Consider the following 21,705-nt stretch of genomic DNA (forward strand, 5'->3'; position numbering starts at 1 on the left):
CGGCGGCATCACAGGGCGTAGTGCTTCCGCAGGTCCGTCTTTCGGATCTTGCCGCTGGCAGTGCGGGGCATTTCCTCGACGAACACCACTGACTTGGGGATCTTGTACCGCGCCAATCGGCCGTCGAGATGCGAGCGCAGTTGCTCCTCGGTCAGGGAACTTCCGTCCCGCAAGGTGACGATGGCGCGGGGCACTTCACCCCAGGTGTCGTCGGCAACACCAATCACCGCCACGCTCCCTACAGCGGGCAGCTCCGCGATGGCAGCCTCCACCTCGGCCGGGTAGATGTTCTCGCCGCCCGAGATGATCATGTCCTTGATCCTGTCGGACACGAACAGGAATCCTTCCCCGTCCTGATAGCCCATGTCGCCGGAGCGGAACCATGAGGAATCCGCGTAGCTGTCTACTGTGGCTTCCGGGCGGTTCCAATACTCCTTGATGACATTTGGTCCGGAGATCTGGATTTCCCCTACCTCGCCCATGGGAGCAACGCCGCCCATCGGATCGGCGATCCGCACGTCTGTGAAGAAGTGCGGCAGCCCGGCAGATCCGGCCTTCTCCTTGGACCGCGATAACGGCAGCATCGTTGCACCAGGCGCGGTTTCGGTCATGCCATAGCAGCTGGTAAACCCGATCCCCCGCTGCTCATAGGCCTCGAGGACCCGGTTCGGTACCGCCGAACCACCGCAGGTGAGCTTGTCCAGGGAGGTGAGATCCGCCGTCGACCATCCGGGATGGTCACAGAGCATTTGGAAGGTGGTGGGCACGCCGTTGAGTGTGGTGACTTTGTGCTTGCCCACCAGTTCCAGGACCCGACCAGCGTCGAACTTCGCTTCAAGCACCACCGTGGCTCCCTTGAGGAGCATGGGAAGCAGACCCATATCCAGGGACGCCACGTGGAACAGCGGCGAGATCATGAGCGCAACATCGTTGCGGTTCAGGTCCATATCCACCACCGTGTTGATGCAGTTCCAGGTGATATTGCCGTGCGTTAGCAGCGCGCCTTTGGGTTTGCCGGTGGTGCCGGACGTGTAGAGGATCATGGCGGCGTCGTCCAGCGTCACGGTCTCATCGAGCGGCGCCGCGGTTGCAGCGTCAAGCACCTCGCCATAGTGCTCGACGCCGGACGGCAGCGTATGAGCGGAACCGTCAGTGCCGTCGTCGGGCGCCACTACAAGACGGTGGGTTACCACTGTGTCCGTCACGGACGCGGAGGCCACGACGTCCAGGGCCCCGGCGTTGATCAGGAGCCGCGCGCCGGAGTCCTGCAGTTGAAATTGCAGCTCCGGAGCCGCCAAGCGGGTGTTCAACGGCACGAAGATCGCGCCCAGCAGCCCGCAGGCGAAGAACGTTTCCACGAAAGACGCATGGTTCTCACCGAGGTAGGCCACGCGGTCCCCCTTGGTCACTCCCCTGTCCCTCAGGGCGTTGGCCAGGCGGTCGGTGCGATCGGCGAGCGCGTCGTAGCTCAGCATTTGATCACCGGAAATGAGGGCCGTTGCGGTTCCGGACTTGCGGCGGCGACGGTGCAGCCAGGATCCAACTCCGTTGTTGTCCATGGTGCGCTACTCCTAACTGACCGTTGAAAGGTCGTTGTTCTTAGACTCCCGCGTCAGCAGGATGAAGACAATCGACACCAGCGACATGACGGACAGGAACACCACCACGGGGACGATGCTCTGGCCGGAGTCCTTGTAAAGGCCGGCGACGATGCCTGGGGTGAAGCCTGCACCGATCAAGGTGGCCAACTGGTAGCCGACTGCCGCGCCGGTGTAGCGGTTGGTGGTGCCGAACTGCTCGGACACGAACGCGGCGAGGGGTCCGTAGAGGGACGAGTGCAGGATGAGAGCCACGGTGAAGGCCAGGAAGACCAAGGCGATGTTGCCCGAGCTGAGCATCCCGAACATGGGGAACAAGTAAAGGATGAACAGCGCCAGGCCTGTCACCATCACCGGGCGCCGGCCGAGGCGGTCGGACAACCGGCCTCCCAGCAGCACGAACAGGATGGAGATGGCGGAGGCTCCCGCGAAGGCATAGAGCACGCCCTGCTGTGGTGCGCCCTTGGACACTGCATAAGTCACGGAGAACGTGGGCAGTACAACCTGCAGTCCGAAGCCGGCGGCACCGGCAAACATGATCATGATCAGTGCTTTAGGACGCTTCAGAACTTCCAGCAGCGGGATCTTGCGCTTGGCCCCTTGGGCACTTTCCTTAGCCACGGCCTCGGCGAAGATGGGGCTTTCGGACACCCGCAACCTCACGAACATGCCCACGATCAGCAGCACGAAGGACAGCAGGAACGGCACACGCCAGCCCCACGCCAGGAACGCGTCCTGCGGGAGGGCGGAGAAGATGCCCATGACCACAGTGCCCAGGACAGCCCCGGTGGGTGCGCCCGCGTTCACGAATGACGCCGCAAATCCGCGCCGTTTCGGATCGGAGTGTTCCAGGGCCATCAGCGCGGCCCCACCCCATTCACCGCCGACGGCGATTCCCTGGCAGACACGCAGGACTACCAGAATCACGGCTCCCCACGGGCCAATGACGTTGGCTCCCGGAATCAGGCCGATCAACGTTGAGGCGATCCCCATCATCGCCATGGACACGATGAGCATGCCCTTTCGCCCTACGCGGTCCCCGAAGTGGCCGAAAATGATGCCGCCCAAAGGACGGGCAACATAGCCCGCCGCGAACGTGGCATAGGCAGCAACCACGCCAACCCATTCGTCGGTGCCCGCGAAGAAGACTTTAGGGAAAGCGACCGCTGCCGCTGTTGCGTAGAGCAGGAAGTCGTAGAACTCGATGGTGCTGCCCAGATAGCTGGACATGATGACCGTGCGCGCTTCTTTGCGCTTGGCGGCCGTGCTCGGCTGTGCGAGCGCAGTGTGTCCTGACATGGCTGTTCCTTGGGAGAGGAGGGAAGGGGACTGGATCTTTACTTGTAGAAGCGGGCCAGGAATTCGGCCACGACGGCGGGGCGCTCCTGGCCTTCGATTTCGATGGTGGCGTTGACCTTGATTTGGGCGCCGCCTTTGACCTCGGTGACCTCGGCGATGCTGCCGTTCATACGGACCTTGGACCCGACCTTCACCGGGGAAGTGAAGCGGACTTTGTCCAGGCCGTAGTTGACCTTTGTGGTGACGCCTTCGACGTCGAACAGTTCGCCCCAGAACGGGATGATCAGGGACAGGGTGAGGAAGCCGTGCGCGATAGGGGCTCCAAAGGGGCCGTCCTTGGCGCGTTCGGGGTCGGTGTGGATCCACTGCTGGTCATCCGTGGCGTCGGCGAACAAGTTGATCTGCTGCTGGGTGATTTCGCGGTAGTCGGTGGTGCCGAGGTCCTTGCCGGACATGGTGAGCAGGGTGTCGAAATCGACGACGAGATTGGGCATCTTTGCCTCCTGGCAGTTGTTGTTTGAAGAGATTCAGCTGGTAAAGGCGCTGGCACCGGTGAGAGCGCGGCCGATGATGAGGGCGTTGATCTCGTGGGTGCCTTCGTAGGAATAGACGGCTTCGGCGTCGGCATGGAAACGCGCGACGTCGGCGGCGAGCGTGATGCCGTTGCCGCCCACGAGTTCGCGGGCCAGGGCGACGGTTTCGCGCATCATCAGGGACGTCTGCATCTTTGCCAGGGCCGAATCCTGGTCCCGGTAGATGCCCCAGCCCTGCTGCTCAGTCAGTCGCACCACCAGGGAAAGCGAAGCGGTGATGTTGCCGAGCATCCGGGCCAGTTTTTCCTGGACCAGCTGGAACGAACCCAGCGACCGGCCGAACTGTTGGCGTTCCTTCACATACGTCAAGGCTGCTTCGAACGCTCCGGCCTGGATGCCGGTAGCGATCCAGGCAACGTCCGAGCGCATCGCCCGCAGCATGGCAGCAACGTCCTTGAACGAGTTCACGTTGTGCAGGCGCATGACCTCCGGAACCCGGACATTGTTCAACGTGATGTGGGCGTTCTGCATCATCCGCAGCGAGGTCTTGCCGTGGATCTTCTCCAAGCTGACGCCTGTGGCGGTCCGGTCCACGAGGAACGCTTTGACTTGTCCGTCGGCGACGTCCCGGGCGAACACACACAGCACGTCGGCCGTGGAGGCTCCCCCGATCCACCGCTTGGCGCCGTCCAAAACCCATGCGCCGCCGTCAGGGCCAGAGCCGCCGTCGGAGCCTGTTCCTGTGCCTGGTTCGTAGCGGGCGGTGGTGGACAGACCGCCGGCGATGTCCGAACCGTGCTCAGGTTCGGTCAGCGAGAAGACACCTTTAAGGGAGAAGTCGATGATCTTGGGCATCCACTCACGCTGCTGCTCCTCGGAAGCACCCACCCGGATCGCGGTCCGGAACAGCCCTGCCTGGGCCGTGTACCAGGTGGCCAATGATGCGTCCGTGCGGGCCAGTTCGAAGATCCGGAAGCCGTGGAAGATTCCTCTCGCCGGGGCGTCCACGGTGAGATCGGCCGGTTCCATCACGTCAAGATCGATCAGTGGCTGAGCCAGCTGCTCGGGGAAATCGCCGCGCTCCCAGTATTCAGCCAGCAGCGGTTTCGCCTCTGCGTCAAGGAAGGTCCGCAGCCGGCCCAGCACCCGGCGTTCCTCCGTGGTCAGGAGTGCCTCGGCGTCGTACCAGTCGGCGACGGAGTAGAGCCGCTGTTCCTTATCTGTTGCTGTCATCGTGGTCATCTCAGCCACCCAAACCCAGCAGTCGGACCGCGTTGTCCTTAAGGATCTTCGGACGAACTTCGTCCTTCAGTGGCAGCTCGGCGAACGCACCGAGCCACTTTTGCGGGGTGATCAGCGGGAAGTCCGTGCCGAACAGGACCTTGTCCTGCAGCACCGAATTCGACAGACGAACCAGCGATTCCGGGAAGTACTTCGGCGACCACCCGGAAAGGTCAATGAACACGTTGGACTTGTGCGTCGCGATCGAGTTTGCCTCGTCCTGCCACGGCACCGAGGGGTGGGCCATGATGACCTGCAAACCCGGGAAATCAGCGGCTACCGCGTCCAACAACAACGGATTCGAGTACGCCAGCTTGATCCCATAACCACCCGGGAGGCCTGCACCCATACCGTTCTGGCCAGTATGGAAAATACATGGCAAACCCAACTCCTGAAGGGTCTCCCACAGCGGGTAGAACTGCTCGCTGGACGGGTCGAAGCCCTGCAACGATGGGTGGAACTTGAAGCCACGGGCACCCAACTCAAGAGCCTGATGCTTCGCCCCGGCGATCGCGTCCTCCCCCGTCCGCGGGTCCACGCTGCCGAACGGGATCAGCACATCGTTGTTCCGGGCAGCCCCGGCGATCAGTTCCGGTATGCTGTTCGGTTCATGCTTGAGCTGGGTCCGGGCGTCCACGGTAAAGACGACGGCGGCCATTTTCACCTCCCGGTACACCTCGGCGATCCTGTCCAGCGATGGTGTCCGGTCCTCGGACTTGAAGTACTTCGCCGACGCCTCCGTCAACGCATCCGGGAGGGACCCGTGCCCGCAACTGTCCACTTCGAGGTGGACGTGCATGTCGATCGCCTCAAGGGCCGAGGCGTCGATGCCCAGTTCATAACGCTCGGCCATGATCAGCGCGCGTGTGCTGGTACAGACTTAGCCGGTTCGGGCTGCAGTTCGGCGGGCAATGGCAAGAATTCCTCACCGAAGCTCTGCAACGCGTCCGGACCAAACAGGGAGTCGGCATTGTCCTGCAAAGCCTCGTAGCTCCACCCGCCTTCGCGGTAGTCGGTGCTCGCCGCCGTCGGGTGCGTCCACACCTGCAAACGGTCACCACCGGCGCCGATCGCCTGGCCCGTAATTCCAGCAGCCGCGTCAGAGGCGAGGAAGACAATCAGCCCGGCGACGTCGTCGGCCGTTCCAAAACCGAGGTCGTGGCGGAAGAAGGACGGCATGGCCTCACCACGCTCTTCCGCTTCCACAGCCTTCTGGAAATACGGGACCGTCTTGGTCATCGCGGTGGCCGCCACCGGGATCACGGAGTTCACCGTCACCCCGGCTTTCTTCATTTCCAGGGCCCAGGTCCGGACCATGCCAACGATTCCAGCCTTGGCTGCAGCGTAGTTGCTCTGCCCGAAGTTGCCGCGCTGGCCGGTCGGCGACCCGATGGTGATGATCCGGCCCGCGACGTTGTTCTCCTTGAAGTACGCGAACGCCTCACGGACACAGGTGAACGTGCCCTTCAGATGGACGTTAATGACGAGGTCAAAGTCCTCGTCCGTCATTTTCAACAGGCTCTTATCCCGCAGGATCCCGGCGTTCGTGACCAGGATGTCCAGCCGGCCGAACGCCTCCACTGCACCCGCCACCAAGGCTTTCGCAGCATCAGTGCCCCCCACCGGAACCACCACGGCGGTGGCTCGGCCGCCGTCGGCCTCAATCTGCGCGACAGCCTCTGCAGCGGTCTCAGCGTTCACGTCATTGATCACGACGGCGGCACCCTGGCGGGCGAGTTCCCTCACGTAAGCGAGTCCAAGACCCTGTCCGCTCCCGGTGACGATTGCAACCTTGCCGTTCAAGCTCATGGCGTGCTCCTTCGCATGCAGTAACCGGCCGAAGCCGGTGGGGCCGATCCCACTGCGTCGTGAGATCCTTGTCATGATCAATGAGAATACGGATCATTGAAAAAGTCAACGATTGTTTTTCATTACTATTGGAGTTGTCATGGGACCGCAGAGTACCGAAGTGGAAATCCCGCGCTTGGCCGCGGCCAAAATCGGGAACGACGTGGGCCTGCTGCTGGCCAAGCTTCATGCCACAGGCTCGCTCCTGAATAACAAGGCACTGGCCGACTACGGCCTCCGGGAACGGTCATTTTCCGTACTGACCCTGGCGTGCAGCGGACTGGAGCCCACGCAACGCGAGTTGGCCGATTTCCTCAGCCTGGACCCCAGCCAAGTGGTCAGCCTGGTGGACGACCTCGAACACCGCGGCTTGGTCAAACGCGCCCAAGGCAAACAGGACCGCAGGGCCAAGATCATCGTCTCCACAGCGGAAGGCCGGCGGATCCACAACAAAGCGCGGGCCGGGCTCGAAGTGTGCGAACAGACCCAGCTCGCAGCATTGACCGAGGATGAGAACGTCCAGCTGAGGGCGCTGCTCAAAAAGGCACTGTGGGGTTAAGTTGCCTTGCGGCTCCGTTCAAAATAGCCAACTAATGCTCACCAAAGAGGGCATTAACGTGCTTAGTGGCCTGTCCTGGTTCTTGACAGATTCGACCGCGTCGAGCAGCAGAGGATCGGCTATGTCTCTGCCATGACCATGCTGCAGGACAGGACGGCGCCCATGGCGACTATCTTGACCTTCTGGACGTCATCGATGAGAACTCCGAAGATGCCACCGCAGACAGAGAACAGCTTTTCCGAAGGATCGTTTTCAATATTGTTGTCAACAACACCGATGACCACCTGCGTAATCACGGATTCCTTCGGCACCACACGGGTTGGCGGTTGTCGCCTGCCTTCGATGTTAATCCGAACCCTGACGTCGATGGAGAGCACGCAACATCAATCGATGGAGCCACAAAGCGAGACGACGCAATGAAAGCCCTGCTGGCTGTTGCTGATTACTTCGTCGAATCGGGCAAACGGGACGAGATCGTGAGCGCAGTGTTTGAGTCAGTCATGGGGTGGAGAGATGCCGCTCGTGCTTGCCGCATACCCGCGGCCGAAATTGAGCTTTTCTCCCCGGTCTTTGGCACAATGCCCCGCACTTAGTACATCAACGGCCGGGCAAGGAGACGCCCCCGCCCGGCCTCCGGCACCAGAACCTACGAAACCAGTTGCACCGCGAATTTGTGGCGTCTCAGCCCTAGCCCTCACATGGACATCTGCACAGCCGTCCGCTGAGGTGGTAGGCATCTGTCCATATCGGAGCCGAACAAGGTATGTCAGGATCAGGGATCATGAACCTCCCACTCTTCCACGATCCCCTGCAGGGCAACGTCGCCGTTGACGCACCTGTGCGCGATCCCCAAGTCCGGCGCCAAACCCGCCCCGCCAGCCGTCCTGCTCGCCCAGCAACGCACGGATCCGTTCCGAGCAGGAGCGCACGCCAGCGCGAAGTAGCCAAAGTTGCCGAGGATCTCCAAGCGTTGATTGCCCGGAGCGGCAAGCTGTAACACCGGGGTTAAGGACAGTCCAGCGCGGGTACATTCACACCATGGGCATCCACATTGGCACGTCAGGCTGGAGCTACGACCATTGGGAGCACGTCCTCTATCCCCCGGGGCTGCCTGCGTCCAAGCGCCTGGCCCTGTATTCGGCCAGGTTCAGTACCGTGGAGTTGAACGCGAGTTTCTACCGTTGGCCGCGGGACACATCGTTCGCCAGTTGGCGTGACCGTCTTCCGGCCGGCTTTGCGATGTCGGTGAAGGCACCCCGCGGGCTCACCCATGCGAAGAAGCTGTACAGCCCTGAGATCTGGGTGGAACGGATGGCCCGCTGCTGGCACGAGCTCGGCGACAAAAGAGCCGTTCTGCTGGTGCAACTGCCGCCCGGTTTCGCACGCGACGACGCCCGGCTTGACTATTTCCTGGCAGCCCTGCCCCCTTGGATCCGTGTCGCAGTCGAGTTCCGCCACGACAGTTGGGACCACTCGGACGTGTATGCGCTGCTTGAACGGCACGGGGCCGCCTACTGCATCATGAGTGGCGCCAACCTGCCGTGCATCCTCCGGGCCACCTCGCCGTTTGTCTACGTCCGCATGCATGGCCCGGACCACGAGCACCTGTACGGCGGTTCCTACTCCGATGAGGATCTTCGCTGGTGGGCGGAAAGGATTCGGGAGTGGAGCGGCTCGGGCAAGGACGTGTACGTCTACTTCAACAACGACGGCGGCGGTAACGCCGTGCGGAATGCTGACTCCCTGCGGTGGCTGCTGGGGGTCCAATGACCTGCGGGCCGACGGCCGCGCCGTGGTTAGCCCAAGCGGCCGCGTACGATCTCGCTGACCGTCTTGCCATCAAAGCGCCCTGCGACTTTCGCCGTGACAGGCTTCATCACGGCTCCGATGGAACGCATGGAAAGCTCCTGCCCATCTGCCTTCAGCGCAGCGATGGCCTCGTCCACAATGGCTTCCACTTCTTCGCGGGTCAACGCCTTCGGGAGGTAGGCCTCGATGATCTCCGCTTCTGCCACCTCGGCCGCAGCCCGATCGGTTTCGCCGGCTTCCGTGTAGATCCGGGCCGTGTCCCGACGCTTGGCAGCTTCCTTCTGAAGCAGCGAGGTGACCTGCGCGTCGTCGAGCTCCACCGGCGTCTTACCTGACTTTTCGCGGGTGGTGATCTCGCCCAGCACGTTGCGCACTGTGGTCAGCGCAACCTTGTTGCCCGCTTTCATGTGGTCAACTACGTCGGCTTTCAAGCGTTCTTTGAGGGTCATGATGTTGCTCCTTGTTTCGGGATTCCTACTGCTATCTTCCCAGCTCGGCCGCACAACAAGGTCTCCCGCCCCACGGAGACAGCCTCGTACCATGGGCGGTGTGATGCTACAGGCTTGGGCCTGGTGGATCCTGTTCGGTTGGTTCCTTCTCGATGGGCCCGCTGACCACCACTTGCGCAGGGCTATGGAGGAGATAGCCGTTGAGCCAGGAGAACAAGGCACGAATCTTTTGTTGTAGCCCGGACAGCAACGCCAGGTGCACCAACAGCCAGGACAGGAAGGCAAGGATGCCTTGCAACTGGAGGCGCTTGCGACCCAGCTCTGCCACTGCGGCGCCGCGACCCACCATCGCCATATAGCCCTTATCTACATAGTGGAAGGGCGCCCTGCTGCCTCCGCTGAGGTCCGCAAGGATGTTCTTGGCAGCCCACTTACCAGCCTGTTGAGCCACCGAACCCAGTTGGGGCAGCTTTGCCCCCGTGGAATCGGTGATGTTGGCTGCATCTCCGATGACGTAGACGCCTTCCACGTCCGGGGCAGTCAGGTCCGGATGGACGTCGACGCGGCCCCCTCTCCCCTGGGCCAGACCTGAGCCCGCGATAAGGCCTCCCGCTTTCAGGCCGCCGGCCCACACCACGATTTGTCCAGGGACCGAGCTCCCGTCCGCCAAGGTAACGCCGTCCTGCCGGACCTCGGTGACGCCCACTCCCATGTGAAGCTGGACGCCTACCTTCTTCAAATGTTCGGTGGCGTAACTCTGGGACTTGGCAGAGAACATATTCAGGACACTGGGAACCATATCCACCAAATGCACCCGGCACCGTGCTGCGAGCTCCGGGGAGAAATACTTGCTCACCACGTATTTGACGTTCTCCGCCATCGCTCCCGCTGTCTCCACGCCAGTGGGCCCGCCTCCCACCACCACAACATCCACGGAACCGTCAGGGTTCCTGTCGGCTTGGTCAAGCAATCGAGTCAGCCCGGTCCCAAGCCTTGTGGCGTCCGTGACGGAGTACAGCGGGAACGCCAACTCCTCCGCGCCCGGGGTATTGAAAAAGTTCGGAACCGCGCCCACAGCGATCACCAGAATCCGCGCGCGCAGGGTTCGGCCATCCGAGGTGGTGACCAGCCGCTCTGCCGCACTGACCGACTCCACCCTCGCGGTCAGGACTTTCACCGTCTTGTAGCGGCGGAAAACTGAACGCAGCGGCCGGGCAATGGCTGACACGCCAATTTGCGACGTCGCTACCTGATAGAGGAGCGGCTGGAACTGGTGGTAGTTGTTCGAGTCGATCAGCAAGACCCGCACACCCTTGCGTCCGAGTTCCTTGGCTGCCGCTACACCTGCGAATCCGGCACCGACAATGATGACTTGGTATGAGTCCTCCATGCGAGCAACTTACTTCACTCACAGTCCGGACAAAAGGGGGTTCGCATTCGCCGTCGTGCGTTTACTGTCTGGTCCTCGTGGGTACCCAGTGGGTAGTGTTCTGCATTCGGCAACGCACGCGGAGGAGTGATCTTTGTGAACGAGGACGGGTTGACGGACGCGGTGCAGGAAGCCGGTGCCGTGGAGTTGCTGCTGATCCGGCACGGTGAAAGCGAAGGCAACGTGGCCGCGACGGAGGCACGCTTGGCCGGCGCGGAGATTATCGAGGTTCCAGCCAGGGATCCCGATGTGAACTTATCCGGCACGGGCCAGGAGCAGGCGAAAGCACTGGGAACGGCACTCGCCCGGATCGCCGAAGAGTTCCGGCCGGATGCCGTGGTGTCCTCCCCCTATGCCCGCGCCAGACTGACAGCGGAAATCGCCGTGGAGACTGCCGGATGGCCCGTAAAGGTCCTCACCGATGAACGCCTGAGGGACCGGGAACTAGGGATTTTGGACCGGTTGACGCGTTTGGGCGTCGAGACGCGGTACCCGGACGAAGCCGAGCGGCGGCTATGGCTGGGCAAGCTGTACTACCGGCCGCCCGGTGGGGAATCGTGGGCTGACGTCGCACTCCGCCTGCGGTCAATCCTGGACGAGCTCAACACCTTGGGAACCGGGCACCGGGTGATGCTGGTCTGCCACGATGCCGTGATCCTGCTGGTCCGTTATGTCCTGGAGGGTATGTCCGAGGACGAAATCCTTGACCTTGCTGCGACCACGTCGGTGCTGAATGCGTCGATCACCCGTTACGTGCGTCCTACGGGCGCAGGCCCCTGGGAACTGGAGAGCTTCAATGTGGCTGACCATCTGACTGAGCAGGGAGTGGCAGTGACCGAACATGCAGGGGACGCCAGTGTCCACCCGCAGTGAATCCGGTGCCACCATCCTGGTGACGCCCTCGCTGCTGCGTGACTGGCCGTTGCCGGCACCGGGCGAGGACAAGTACTCGCGGGGAGCTGTGCTGGTGATCGGAGGGGCCCGGACCACGCCCGGCGCGGCGCTGCTGGCCGGCACCGCAGCGCTTCGGGCCGGGGCAGGGAAAATCACTCTGGCCGTCGCCGAGTCCGCTGCGGTGCAGATTGGCGTGGCCTTGCCTGAATGCGGAGCTGTTGGCCTGCCCGAAAACACCCACGGCTCAGTGACCAGCGAGGGCCTGGACCGCATCGCCGGCTATCTGGAGAAGGCGGACGCCCTCCTCCTTGGGCCCGGCCTGGATGACCTCGACCTCGCTGAGGCACTGCTGCGGGCGTTGCTGGAGCGGGAACAATCCGACGGCGGCGCCGGCACCGCGGGAGGACCCGCCGTCGTGCTTGATGCTTTTGCCCTGGGGGTGCTGGGCAGGATCGAGGACGAACTCGAACCGTGGCGGGGACGGCTGATCCTGACGCCCAATCCGACGGAGACCGGCATATTGCTGGGCCGGGACGTGAAGGACCTCGAACGCGACGTTGCCGCTGTGGCAGATCGGTTTGATGCAGTGGTGAGCTGCCAGGGAGTTATTGCCGAGCCGTCGGGCGCAGGCGGGAAGTTATGGAAAATCACCACGGGGTATGGCGGGTTGGGGACGTCCGGCAGCGGTGACGTTCTCACTGGCGCAGTAGCGGGGCTGCGGGCGCGGGGAACCAGCGACGCGCAGGCAGCCTGTTGGGGAACCCACCTTCACGCTGCGGCGGCGGACCGTTTGGCCAGCAAGCTCGGCCCGCTGGGTTTCCTGGCACGCGAGCTGGCCGACGAACTACCGGCCCTGATGCTGGAGCTCAACACCTGAGCTCCAGCCCTGAAGGAGCTCCCGTCCTGAAGCAGCCGCCCGGCGGCTGCCGCAGGCACCTAGACAGGCTTCAGCAAACCATGCTCGACGACGGCGGAACGGGACAGCGTTTTGTAGCCTTCCTGTTCGAACAGGACAGTGATGACATCATTTTCGTGGCGCATCACCAGGCCCTGCCCCCAGTCCTTGTGTACCACCGTGGACTGGAGGGGAAACGTCTCCCCCGCGTCCGGGGCGGGCGCCCGGTCCCGTGTGCCGTCGTCGTGCCTGTCAGCGCACGAGTCGCAGTTGCCGCATGGCTCCGGCATGTCCTCACCAAAGTAACCGAGCAGGAACTGACGGCGGCAACTGTCCGTTTCCGCATAGCCGCGCATCATGGTGAGCCGCGACTGTTCCACGCGCTGCCGGGCCTCCGCACGTTCCACAGCACGCCCTACCAAAGTGGACACCCTGGCTTTCGATTCACGCCGAGTTCCGCGCTTGCCCGTGCTGACGGCACCCACTTCTTCCAGCTGGTTCACCAGAGCGGTGATCCGCCGCGCGGGGAAGCCCGTGAGCTCCACCAACGCGGTCTTCGGGGCAGGAGCGCCGGCATTCTTGATGACCTTCAGCACCGCTGTGAGCGCATCGGGGTCCGGGGAATGGGTGCTGAAGAACTTACGCAGCCCCAGGTCCTCCGCCCGGTAATGCAGGATCGCCTCGGCGGGCCCGCCGTCCCGCCCAGCCCGGCCAACCTCTTGGTAGTACGAGTCCAGTGACGCCGGTATGTCAGCATGCACTACAAACCGCACATTGGGCTTGTCGATGCCCATGCCAAAGGCCGTAGTGGCCACTACTACGTCCACTTGGTCGTCCATGAATGACTCATGGATGGTCTCGCGGTCAGTGTCCGATCTGCCCGCGTGATACGCCTCCGCACGGAGCCCGGCATCCGCCAGTTTTGCTGCGTACTTTTCGCTGTCCTTGCGGGTGGCAACGTACAGCAAACCCAACCCTTGAGCCGCGGCCAGGGAGGCAACGTGGTCCAGCACGGCCTTTCGCTTGGTTTTGTCCTCCTGGTGCCGGACCACTGTGAGGCTGATGTTCGGCCGGTCGAAGCCGCGAATCAGGACCAGCGGGTCTTTCATGCCCAGCCGTTCCACGATTTCCTCGCGCACCGGCGGGGAGGCAGTGGCGGTCAGCGCCACTACAGGTGGGTTGCCCAGCTGTTCGCGGACGGTGCCCAAATCGAGGTAGTCGGGGCGGAAGTCATGGCCCCAGGAGGACACGCAATGGGCCTCGTCCACCACGAACATGGTGATGTCCAGCGCGGCGATCCGGTCTACCGTCGCCTGCTTGGCCAGTTGCTCCGGGGCGAGAAACAGGAAGGCGGCCTTCCCGGATTCGGCCGCTTGCCAGGCGGCCTCCACCTCGGAATCGCTGCGGGAGGAATTGATGGCGACGGCGGTATGGTGTCCCAAGTCCGCTGTGAGCCCGTCAAGCTGGTCTTCCTGCAGGGCGATGAGAGGAGACACCACGACGGCGGGGCGTCCCGTCTGCTGGTGCAGGTACAGTGCCGCCACTTGGTAGGTGGCGGATTTGCCGTACCCGGTGGGCATGACTGCCAGGACATCCCGGCCCCCAACAAGGGCGCTCATGCCTGCGAGTTGGCCATCACGCAGTTCAGGGAGGGAAAAAGAAGACGCCGCGAGGGCGCTCAGGGCAAGGTCAAGAGACATTTCGTAGGTGGCTCCGCATAGAGGTTCCTGCGGCCACTTGCATCAGCCGTGGTGACCAGCCTAGCGGAGGCGGGGACCGACGTCGTGCGCTGCCTGACCCGCTGTGGATAACGCCCTGCTGACTGCTCCCTAGTGGTGTACCCGGTAGATCAGGTGGGTCACCCGGGTGCCCGGAACAATCACGGGCTCATCAAACAGGAGGTCGCCATCATGTGCTCCAAACCACGGGATACCGTTTCCGAGCAGCACCGGAACCAGGTCCACACGGAGCTCATCCACCACGCCGCGCCTCAAGCACTGCTGCACGACGTCGGCCCCGGCAACTCCGATTTCTCCGCCGGCGGCGAGAACGGCAGCGCGCTCAAGTGCCGTTTCCAGGTCCCCGGCAAACTCGAAGGGCACGGGCTGGCCGTCCCGCCTGGTGGGCGGCCAATCCGATGGGGGTTCGCGGTGCGTCAACACCACAGTGGGCGATTCGTTGGGCGGATGCCCTCCCCAGCCCTTGGTGATATCAAACAGCCTGCGGCCCGAGATGAACGCCCCCTCGCGCGGAAGCGAGTCCCAGTAAGCAGCATCGGCTTCGCTGAGGTGGAACGGCTCGGGGTGTCCCGGCATCCAGGTTTCAACCTCCCCCGCCTCATACCAGTCGAACAAGGGGCCCACGGTGTCATCGTCGCGGGCGATGAAACCGTCGAGGGACATCGAAAACTGGGCCGAGACTCGGCAATTCCTATACATGACTTCAGTGTCGTGGGTGCGTGAAGGTTGTCAAGATGCGAACCGTCTGGCGGATACCGGAACAACGACGGCGACGCTTCCGCCCGCTGCAGCGTCGCCGTCGTTGTTTCCAGCCTTGGGGTGCTGCCCTAGATCGGGTTCCCGAACTCGCGGATGGTGATTCCGGTGAAGTTTGCAGGACCGCCGTCAGCATAGAGGGAAATCCCTGTGTCCCCGACAGCGAAATGTACCTGCTGCGAAACCACCGAGTGCCCGGAATTCACAAAGACCTCAACACTTTGGGTGTCGACAAAGATGCGCAGGTGTACGGATCTGGCGTTGGCGTCGATGGGCGCGGCGGCACGGGTGAAAGGGGCCAGCGCATAGCCGCTCTGGTCCGAGGGTGCGCGATCGACGTACAGCTCGTCGCCGTATTTGCCGATGTTCGTATGGCGGCTGCCATCCGACGAGCGGCCCACTGACACTCCAACGTTCGCGGCCGTGTCCCATGAAATGTCGAGCTCCAATTCATACGCCCGCCCGCTCCACGGCAGCACAAAGCTGCCGTTGACCGTGCGGTCCGGAAGGGTGGTGCTGGACGTGACATAGTTCGAAAGCGCCGGAACGGGCGTGCTGAGCAAGGTGTACCAGCCACCCGATTGGCGCTCAAGCCTGAGCTCGCGCGTGATGGAATTCTGTCCGTTGTAACCATCGGATGCGTCCGTGGGCACGTCGCGGGCCGCGTATTTCCAGTTGTTCATCCACGCGGTGGCAAGGCGCTTGGTCTCAGGTGCTTCCACGGCCGGCCAGGTCACGGCGGCGTACCAGTCCCATCCCCAGTCAAGCCACTGCGGTGTGAGGTTGTCCGCGATGAACGCTGTACCGTTCCATGAACCTGTCCAGTAGGCAAAGGTCATGGGCAGGCCAATGCTGTAGGCGTCCATGCTCGCCCCGAACACCCAATGCCGGGTGCCGTCTCCGGCGGTCATCTCGAACAGATCCGGGCATTCGATGCCGCCGAGGGCGTGGTTGGGGAAGTCGAAGTTGGACTTCCATTGCCAATCGCGCAGGTTGGGAGAGGTGTAGAAGGCAGCGTAGCGGGCCCTGCCGATGACACAGACCCACTCGTTGCGCGTCGCGTCCCAGTGAATCTTGGGGTCGCGGAACCATTCTGCGTTCTCCACCTCGGCGGGGGTGGTGGCCGTCCGTCCGTCAGTGTTCACAATGACTGCGTCAGGCAATGCGGTAAAGGTGTAGCCGCCATCCGTAGACCAGTAAAGGTACTGTTCCTGGAATTTCCGGATGCCATCCGTGGGCTGGGTGGCGAGCGCGATCACAGCGCCCGCCCCGAAGCCGGCCGTGTTGGCGGTGTCCACTACGGCCGATCCCGACCACACCGGGAAGTCCGGCTGCAGTGGCATCACCACGCCGTGGTGGGTGTACGACACTCCGTCGCCGGTAGTCGCGTGGTCCCATCCACCCGGTCCGTTGTTCTGGCCGGAGTGAAGATAGTAGAGCTGGTAGGCGCCGTTGGTATGAACGGGACGCTGCGGATCACACAGCCAACCTGAGGGCGGAGTCATGTGGTAGATCGCCCGGAGGGACGCCTGGGCGTGGGCCGCCACGGGGATGGCGCTGCTCATGAACAGTGCCAAGGCACCAACTCCTGCACCTTGCAGGGCGGTTCGGCGAGAGATGTCATACGTCATTGATTCGTTTCCTCTCAGTGTTTGGCGGGCGCGACGACCTGCCAAACGTCATGGTGATGAACGTGCGGGGCCGTCGGGTAGGGTCCCGGGCAGCCTGGTACTGCACGTCGTAGGAGGTACTCATGGCCGGGTTCGGACGGCTCAGCATCGAGCGGTCCGGTGAGTCATCGGCTACGCAGGACATTAGCGGCGGTCGTTTCGCCGGTCAAGCGTTTTAGCACCATAATTTTGGCGGAAAACAAAAAATGCTAAAACGCTTGATCGCCGCGATATTTCACGCTAACTTACGAGTGATCAAACGCTTTAGCAGAATGGACATCACTGCCGATGAAACACTCAGCCTTCTTCCAACCCTCCGACGGATGGGTTGGGGACCTGATTCCTTTCGAGAAGGACGGGGAGTTCTGGCTCTTCTACCTTCACGAAGACCGCTCGGACCCCAAGCCTGGAACCTCCTGGAACCTCGTCACCACCAAGGACCTCACGCAATTTGAAAACCACGGCGTCGCCCTGCAGCACGGAAGCGAAGCCGACCTGGACTTCAACGCCTACACAGGCAGCGTCGTGGTGGACGGGTCCGGCGTCCACCACCTTTTCTACACCGGCCAAAACCCCCGGAACGTCGGGGCCGACGGCGCACCCCTCCAGTTGGTCATGCACGCCACCAGCACCGACGGCATGCGGACCTGGCAAAAACATCCGGAACTGACTTTCGGCGCTCCGGACGGTTACGAGTCCGGTGACTGGCGAGATCCCTTCGTGTTCTGGGATGACAGCAAGTCGCAGTGGAGGATGCTGCTGGCCGCCCGGCACTCCACCGGTCCGGAACGCCGCCGCGGCGTGATAGCCCAGTGCGTGTCCACTGACCTGATGACCTGGCAGCACACCGAACCGTTCTGGGACCCACGCCGGTACATTACCCACGAATGCCCGGATGTCTTCGCCTGGGGTGACTGGTGGTACATGGTGTACTCCGAGTTCTCGGAATCGTTCACCACCCGTTACCGCATGGCCAAGAGCCCCGACGGCCCATGGACGGTGCCGGACCTGGACAGCATCGACGGCCGCGCCTTTTACGCCTCAAAGTCCGCCGAGCGCGACGGTCGCCGGTTCTTCTTTGGCTGGATTGCCACCAAGGAAGGCAACACCGATCATGGGCCATGGCAGTGGGCCGGCACCATGTCCGTGCTGGAAGCCCGCCAAAACCCGGACGGAACCCTCGGATTCTCCTTTGCCGATGAGCTGGTAGAGAGCTTCTGGGATGACGTCCCGGTGTCGCTGACCGGTGCGTTGCCTGCCCGGCTCGATGTGCCCGACGGCTACACCGCCTTGGTGTCCGACCAGGAGTTGCCCGAGCAGTTTTACGCCAAGGTGGAGCTGGACATCGCTGCGAACACCACCGAGTGCGGGTTGCTGCTCCGCTCAAGCCACGACGGCGACCATTCCTACGTCCTCCGCCTGGAACCCAAGCGTGGCCGGCTCGTCTTCGACCGCTGGCCGCGCGCCATCACCGGCGATGCGCAGTGGCACGTTTCCGGCGACGTCCCGTTCGACGTCGAACTTGAGCGGCCCTGCGACCTCACCCCCGGCGTGCACATCCTTGAGGTCATCGTCGACGGCGACATTTGCGTCGCCGTCCTCGACCGCCAAGTGGCGCTCAGCGCCAGGATGTACGACCTCACTACCGGGCGGATCGGCGTCTTCGCCGGCGAAGGAACCGCCACTGTCACCGAACTTGAAATACGCCAACGTACCGACAACTGAATATCTCGCACCCCACCCCAACCTCTGTTCCAATCAAGGGAGATTGCCGCAATGAAGAAACTACTCCGTGCTGCCGCCGTCGCGGCCGTCGCTGCCCTGGCGTTGACAGCCTGCGGCGGCGCTGGAGGCACCAGCGACCCCGCCAACGTCAGCCCCACCGGCGAGATCAAGCCCCGTGAAATCTCGTGGCTCCTCTCCAGGCCTGCCGATGGCGCCGTCATCAACATCATGAAGACGCTCGCCGACGACTACGCCAAGGACCACCCGGGGTTTGCACTGAACCTCATCACCACCCCGGACCGCCCCTCCTACATCCAAAAGCTCGAGACCCTGGCCGCAGCCAACAAACTCCCCGAGTTGTTTGACACGGACGCCACCCCGTTCGCCCAGCAACTGGCAAAGCAGGGCAAAATGGTGGAGGCCGACAAGCTGCTGAAGTCGCTGGACCTCTATGACGACTACCGGCCCGGAGCCCTGGACTACCAGCGCTTCGATGACGGATCCCTGTACATGATCCCGTTCCAGTTCGAGTTGGAATTCATCTGGTACAACAAGGCCTTGCTCCAAAAGGCCGGAGTGGCTGTCCCTCAGTCCTTGGACGACATCCCGGCGATGTGCACGGCCCTGCGCAACGCAGGAATCACGCCGATCGCCATCGACGGGCAGGACCAATGGCCGCTGGAACGCTATGTCGCGTACCAGCCGTTCCGGGCTGCCGGACCGGACTTCGTCCAGAAACTGAAGAAGGGCGAAGCTTCGTTCAGCGATCCTGCGGGCCAGAAGACCGTTCAATGGATGGCCGAACTTGGCAAGGCCAAGTGCTTCCAAGAGGGCTTCTCCGCGCAGGGCTACTCGGACGCGCAGAACCAGTTCACTTCCGGCCAAGCCGCGATGTACAACATCGGCACGTGGGAACTGCCAAGCCTTGCCACCGACAAACTCAACCCTGACGTCCGGGATGACATCGACTTCTTCACCCTTCCCACAACCACGGGTTCCGTGACGGCGGCCAACGAGTTCGTTTCCCCCTCCGGCATCGGCATGGCAGTGAACTCGAAAACCTACGATCCCCTGGTCAGCGACTTCCTGAAGTTCGCCTTGGAGAAGTACCCGGCTGAGTACGCTGCCACCGGGGCGCTCTCCCCCACCACCACCGTGGAAACCACCGTCCCCGCGAACGCTACGCCGCTGTACAAAAAGGCCCTCGAAACGGCCAACACCCTCGGGGAAAAGCAGGCCATGCCGTGGGACACCCAGCTGGACCCCACCACCAACGGCCGCCTGCAGCAAGAGCTGGTCCTCCTGGTCCAGGGCAACATCACGCCCGAACAATTCACCAAGACCATGGACGACGCCATCAAGCAGAACGCGCCCAAGTTCTTCAAGTAAACCGAAGCGGGGGGGGCCGGTAAGGCCCCCGCCCGAAAGGCCCATCATGCTTCCCAACAGGTCAAGGACCTCAGTCCTGGTTTTCCTGCTCCCACCCCTGCTGCTCTACTGCGCAGCAGTCCTCTTCCCCATACTTCAGTCACTGTTCCTAAGCTTCTTCTCCTGGAACGGCATCAGTGACATGGAGTTCGTCGGGCTGGCCAACTACGTCCGCATGCTCACGGCTGATGACATCTTCTGGCGTTCCTTCTTCAACGCCCTGGTCTACCTGGCCATCTGCCTGGTCCTGCAACTGGGCGGTGCCTTGGTTGTCGCCAGCCTGCTCACGTCCCTGCGCAGGGGACGTGAACTGATCAAAACCCTGTACTTGCTGCCCGCTGTGATCTCCACGGTCGCCATTGCGTTCCTTTTCGTCCGCATCTACTCCATTGATCCTGTCGGCCTGCTGAATCAGCTCCTGCACTGGGTAGGACTGGGTTCCCTGGAGCGGGCCTGGTTGTCCGACGTCAACACTGTCCTGGCCGCAGTCTCCGCCCCTGAAGGGTGGCGTTTCACCGGGCTCTACATGCTCATCATTTACGCGGCACTGATCGCTGTGCCCAAGGAACTCGAAGAAGCAGCGGTCCTGGACGGTGCATCGAAGTGGACGCTCTTCACCAAGATCCGCTTCCCCTACATTCGGCCCGTCTGGATTACCACCACCATCATGGCCACCACGTACGGTCTGCGCGGTTTTGATATCCCGTACCTCATGACCAACGGCGGCCCGGGACAATCCTCCGAGCTCCTCACCACCTATATGTACAAGACAGCCTTCACCAGCACGGATTTTGGCTACGCAAGTACCATCGCCGTCTTCATCGTTATCGAGTGCCTCGTCGCCGTCGGCCTCATCTTGTTCATGCTCAAGCGGAAGGCAGATTCATGATCACCCAGACAGCCCCGGCCCAGCCGACCCGTGCCCGGGTTCCTTCTCCCTCCCCTCTGCGCCGCCGTCGGAAGCCCAGCTTGTACCGGACGCTCTCGAGGGTCCTGATCATGCTCATCGTGATCGTCCAGGTGTACCCGCTCGCCTGGCTGTTCGTGACCAGCCTGCGGACCGAACACGACTTTGCCACCGGCGATCCGTTCGGGCTTCCCAGCTCGTTGACGTGGGAAAACTATGCCCGCGCCTTTGAAACCGGCGATTTGGGACGGAACATCCTGAACAGTTTCATCGTCACCATGGGCGCCAACATTCTGATCGTCCTGCTGGGCATGATGGCCGCCTACGCCATCCAGGTTCTTGGCTTCCGCCTCAGCAAGTTCGTCCGGGGCCTGTTCCTCATCGGCATCATTGTTCCCGTCCAAATCGCACTGGTCCCACTGTTCATCGACTACTCCGCGGTGAACCTGCTGGACACCTACCAGTCGATGATCATCCCCCTGGCCGGCTTCGCGCTGCCGATGTCCATCTACCTCTTCTCGTCCTTCTTCGAGTACATTCCGCGCGAAACCTACGAGGCAGCATCCCTGGATGGGGCCGGACCCTACCGGATCTTCGGGCTGATCACGCTGCCGCTCTCCCTCAACACCGTAGTCACCGTGGTCCTGGTCAACAGCATCTTCATCTGGAACGATTTCATCTTCGCCAACACCTTTGTTCTCTCAGAAGACCTCAAGACCATCCCCTTGGGCTTGCAGAACTACATCGGCGCCATGGGCAAGGTCGACTGGACGGCAACCTTCGCCGCCGTCTGCGTGACCATCACACCGCTGCTGCTGGTATTTCTGGTCCTCAACAAGGCCATGATTCAAGGCCTTGAGAGCGGAGCGAACAAAGGATGACCGCA

21 protein-coding genes are annotated in these 21,705 nt (G+C 62.5%); 10 read left to right on the forward strand and 11 right to left on the reverse strand.

Annotated features, from left to right (window positions below; all coding sequences use genetic code 11):
* Positions 1-8: 8 nt before the first annotated feature.
* Genes menE through RQH14_RS20180 form a run of 6 tightly spaced genes read right to left on the reverse strand, consistent with a single transcriptional unit; the run spans position 9 to position 6,520 of the window.
* A complete protein-coding gene (gene menE / locus RQH14_RS20155; RefSeq protein WP_311214903.1) occupies positions 9-1,559 on the reverse strand; it encodes an o-succinylbenzoate--CoA ligase in 1,551 nt (516 codons plus the stop codon).
* 12 nt (positions 1,560-1,571) lie between these two features.
* Positions 1,572-2,897 (reverse strand): MFS transporter, encoded by a 1,326-nt coding sequence (locus RQH14_RS20160; RefSeq protein ID WP_311214904.1) that lies wholly within the window; start codon positions 2,895-2,897, stop codon positions 1,572-1,574.
* A 38-nt stretch (positions 2,898-2,935) separates the two neighbouring features.
* Positions 2,936-3,391 (reverse strand): MaoC family dehydratase, encoded by a 456-nt coding sequence (locus tag RQH14_RS20165; protein WP_024819759.1) that lies wholly within the window; start codon positions 3,389-3,391, stop codon positions 2,936-2,938.
* A gap of 33 nt (positions 3,392-3,424) precedes the next feature.
* A complete protein-coding gene (locus RQH14_RS20170) occupies positions 3,425-4,663 on the reverse strand; it encodes an acyl-CoA dehydrogenase family protein (protein WP_311214954.1) in 1,239 nt (412 codons plus the stop codon).
* A 10-nt stretch (positions 4,664-4,673) separates the two neighbouring features.
* Positions 4,674-5,564, reverse strand: a complete 891-nt coding sequence (locus RQH14_RS20175) for an amidohydrolase family protein (protein WP_311214905.1) — start codon at positions 5,562-5,564, stop codon at positions 4,674-4,676.
* 2 nt (positions 5,565-5,566) lie between these two features.
* Complete coding sequence (locus RQH14_RS20180; RefSeq protein WP_311214906.1) at positions 5,567-6,520, reverse strand: SDR family NAD(P)-dependent oxidoreductase; 954 nt, start codon at positions 6,518-6,520, stop codon at positions 5,567-5,569.
* Between the two features lie 139 nt (positions 6,521-6,659).
* Here RQH14_RS20180 and RQH14_RS20185 point away from each other — a divergent pair, with 139 nt between their 5' ends.
* From RQH14_RS20185 to RQH14_RS20200, 4 genes are all read left to right on the forward strand, one after another.
* Positions 6,660-7,118, forward strand: coding sequence for a MarR family winged helix-turn-helix transcriptional regulator (locus tag RQH14_RS20185; RefSeq protein WP_311214907.1), 459 nt, complete (start codon positions 6,660-6,662; stop codon positions 7,116-7,118).
* A gap of 191 nt (positions 7,119-7,309) precedes the next feature.
* On the forward strand, positions 7,310-7,711 hold the full coding sequence (locus RQH14_RS23185) for a HipA domain-containing protein (RefSeq protein ID WP_396136344.1): 402 nt from the start codon (positions 7,310-7,312) through the stop codon (positions 7,709-7,711).
* A 188-nt stretch (positions 7,712-7,899) separates the two neighbouring features.
* A complete protein-coding gene (locus RQH14_RS20195) occupies positions 7,900-8,115 on the forward strand; it encodes a hypothetical protein (protein WP_311214909.1) in 216 nt (71 codons plus the stop codon).
* 41 nt (positions 8,116-8,156) lie between these two features.
* The gene (locus RQH14_RS20200; RefSeq protein ID WP_311214911.1) at positions 8,157-8,888 is read left to right on the forward strand and encodes a DUF72 domain-containing protein; all 732 of its coding nucleotides are present in this window, start codon (positions 8,157-8,159) and stop codon (positions 8,886-8,888) included.
* Between the two features lie 26 nt (positions 8,889-8,914).
* Here the strand turns inward: RQH14_RS20200 and RQH14_RS20205 are convergent, their stop codons facing one another.
* Both RQH14_RS20205 and RQH14_RS20210 read right to left on the reverse strand, forming a co-directional pair.
* Positions 8,915-9,376, reverse strand: a complete 462-nt coding sequence (locus RQH14_RS20205) for a GatB/YqeY domain-containing protein (protein WP_311214912.1) — start codon at positions 9,374-9,376, stop codon at positions 8,915-8,917.
* Between the two features lie 106 nt (positions 9,377-9,482).
* On the reverse strand, positions 9,483-10,766 hold the full coding sequence (locus RQH14_RS20210) for an FAD-dependent oxidoreductase (RefSeq protein ID WP_311214913.1): 1,284 nt from the start codon (positions 10,764-10,766) through the stop codon (positions 9,483-9,485).
* 126 nt (positions 10,767-10,892) lie between these two features.
* On the opposite strand from RQH14_RS20210, the gene RQH14_RS20215 reads away from it, so the two are divergent.
* Positions 10,893-11,678: a histidine phosphatase family protein gene (locus RQH14_RS20215; protein ID WP_311214914.1), complete on the forward strand. Its 786-nt coding sequence runs from the start codon at positions 10,893-10,895 to the stop codon at positions 11,676-11,678.
* Positions 11,662-12,576, forward strand: a complete 915-nt coding sequence (locus tag RQH14_RS20220; protein WP_311214915.1) for an NAD(P)H-hydrate dehydratase — start codon at positions 11,662-11,664, stop codon at positions 12,574-12,576. The genes RQH14_RS20215 and RQH14_RS20220 overlap by 17 nt, the downstream gene beginning before the upstream one ends.
* Before the next feature lie 59 nt (positions 12,577-12,635).
* On the opposite strand, the gene RQH14_RS20225 is transcribed toward RQH14_RS20220, so the two are convergent.
* The 3 genes from RQH14_RS20225 to RQH14_RS20235 form a co-directional block, all read right to left on the reverse strand.
* On the reverse strand, positions 12,636-14,294 hold the full coding sequence (locus tag RQH14_RS20225; RefSeq protein WP_311214916.1) for a RecQ family ATP-dependent DNA helicase: 1,659 nt from the start codon (positions 14,292-14,294) through the stop codon (positions 12,636-12,638).
* Between the two features lie 129 nt (positions 14,295-14,423).
* The gene (locus RQH14_RS20230; protein WP_396137098.1) at positions 14,424-14,996 is read right to left on the reverse strand and encodes a dihydrofolate reductase family protein; all 573 of its coding nucleotides are present in this window, start codon (positions 14,994-14,996) and stop codon (positions 14,424-14,426) included.
* Between the two features lie 164 nt (positions 14,997-15,160).
* Entirely contained in the window at positions 15,161-16,720 is a 1,560-nt protein-coding gene (locus RQH14_RS20235; RefSeq protein ID WP_311214918.1) for a glycoside hydrolase family 32 protein, read from the reverse strand.
* A 327-nt stretch (positions 16,721-17,047) separates the two neighbouring features.
* Here RQH14_RS20235 and RQH14_RS20240 point away from each other — a divergent pair, with 327 nt between their 5' ends.
* From RQH14_RS20240 to RQH14_RS20255, 4 genes are read left to right on the forward strand one after another with little or no spacing between them, the layout of a single operon-like run.
* A complete protein-coding gene (locus RQH14_RS20240) occupies positions 17,048-18,484 on the forward strand; it encodes a GH32 C-terminal domain-containing protein (RefSeq protein WP_311214919.1) in 1,437 nt (478 codons plus the stop codon).
* A 51-nt stretch (positions 18,485-18,535) separates the two neighbouring features.
* The gene (locus tag RQH14_RS20245) at positions 18,536-19,873 is read left to right on the forward strand and encodes an extracellular solute-binding protein (RefSeq protein ID WP_311214920.1); all 1,338 of its coding nucleotides are present in this window, start codon (positions 18,536-18,538) and stop codon (positions 19,871-19,873) included.
* 46 nt (positions 19,874-19,919) lie between these two features.
* Positions 19,920-20,801 carry a sugar ABC transporter permease gene (locus RQH14_RS20250; RefSeq protein WP_311214921.1) on the forward strand — a complete coding sequence of 294 codons (882 nt, stop codon included), beginning with the start codon at positions 19,920-19,922 and terminating at the stop codon, positions 20,799-20,801.
* On the forward strand, positions 20,798-21,700 hold the full coding sequence (locus RQH14_RS20255; RefSeq protein ID WP_311214922.1) for a carbohydrate ABC transporter permease: 903 nt from the start codon (positions 20,798-20,800) through the stop codon (positions 21,698-21,700). The genes RQH14_RS20250 and RQH14_RS20255 overlap by 4 nt, the downstream gene beginning before the upstream one ends.
* Positions 21,701-21,705 lie beyond the last annotated feature (5 nt).

The sequence above is a fragment of the Arthrobacter sp. WCS2018Hpa-7 genome (assembly GCF_031843805.1).
Classification (GTDB): domain Bacteria; phylum Actinomycetota; class Actinomycetes; order Actinomycetales; family Micrococcaceae; genus Arthrobacter.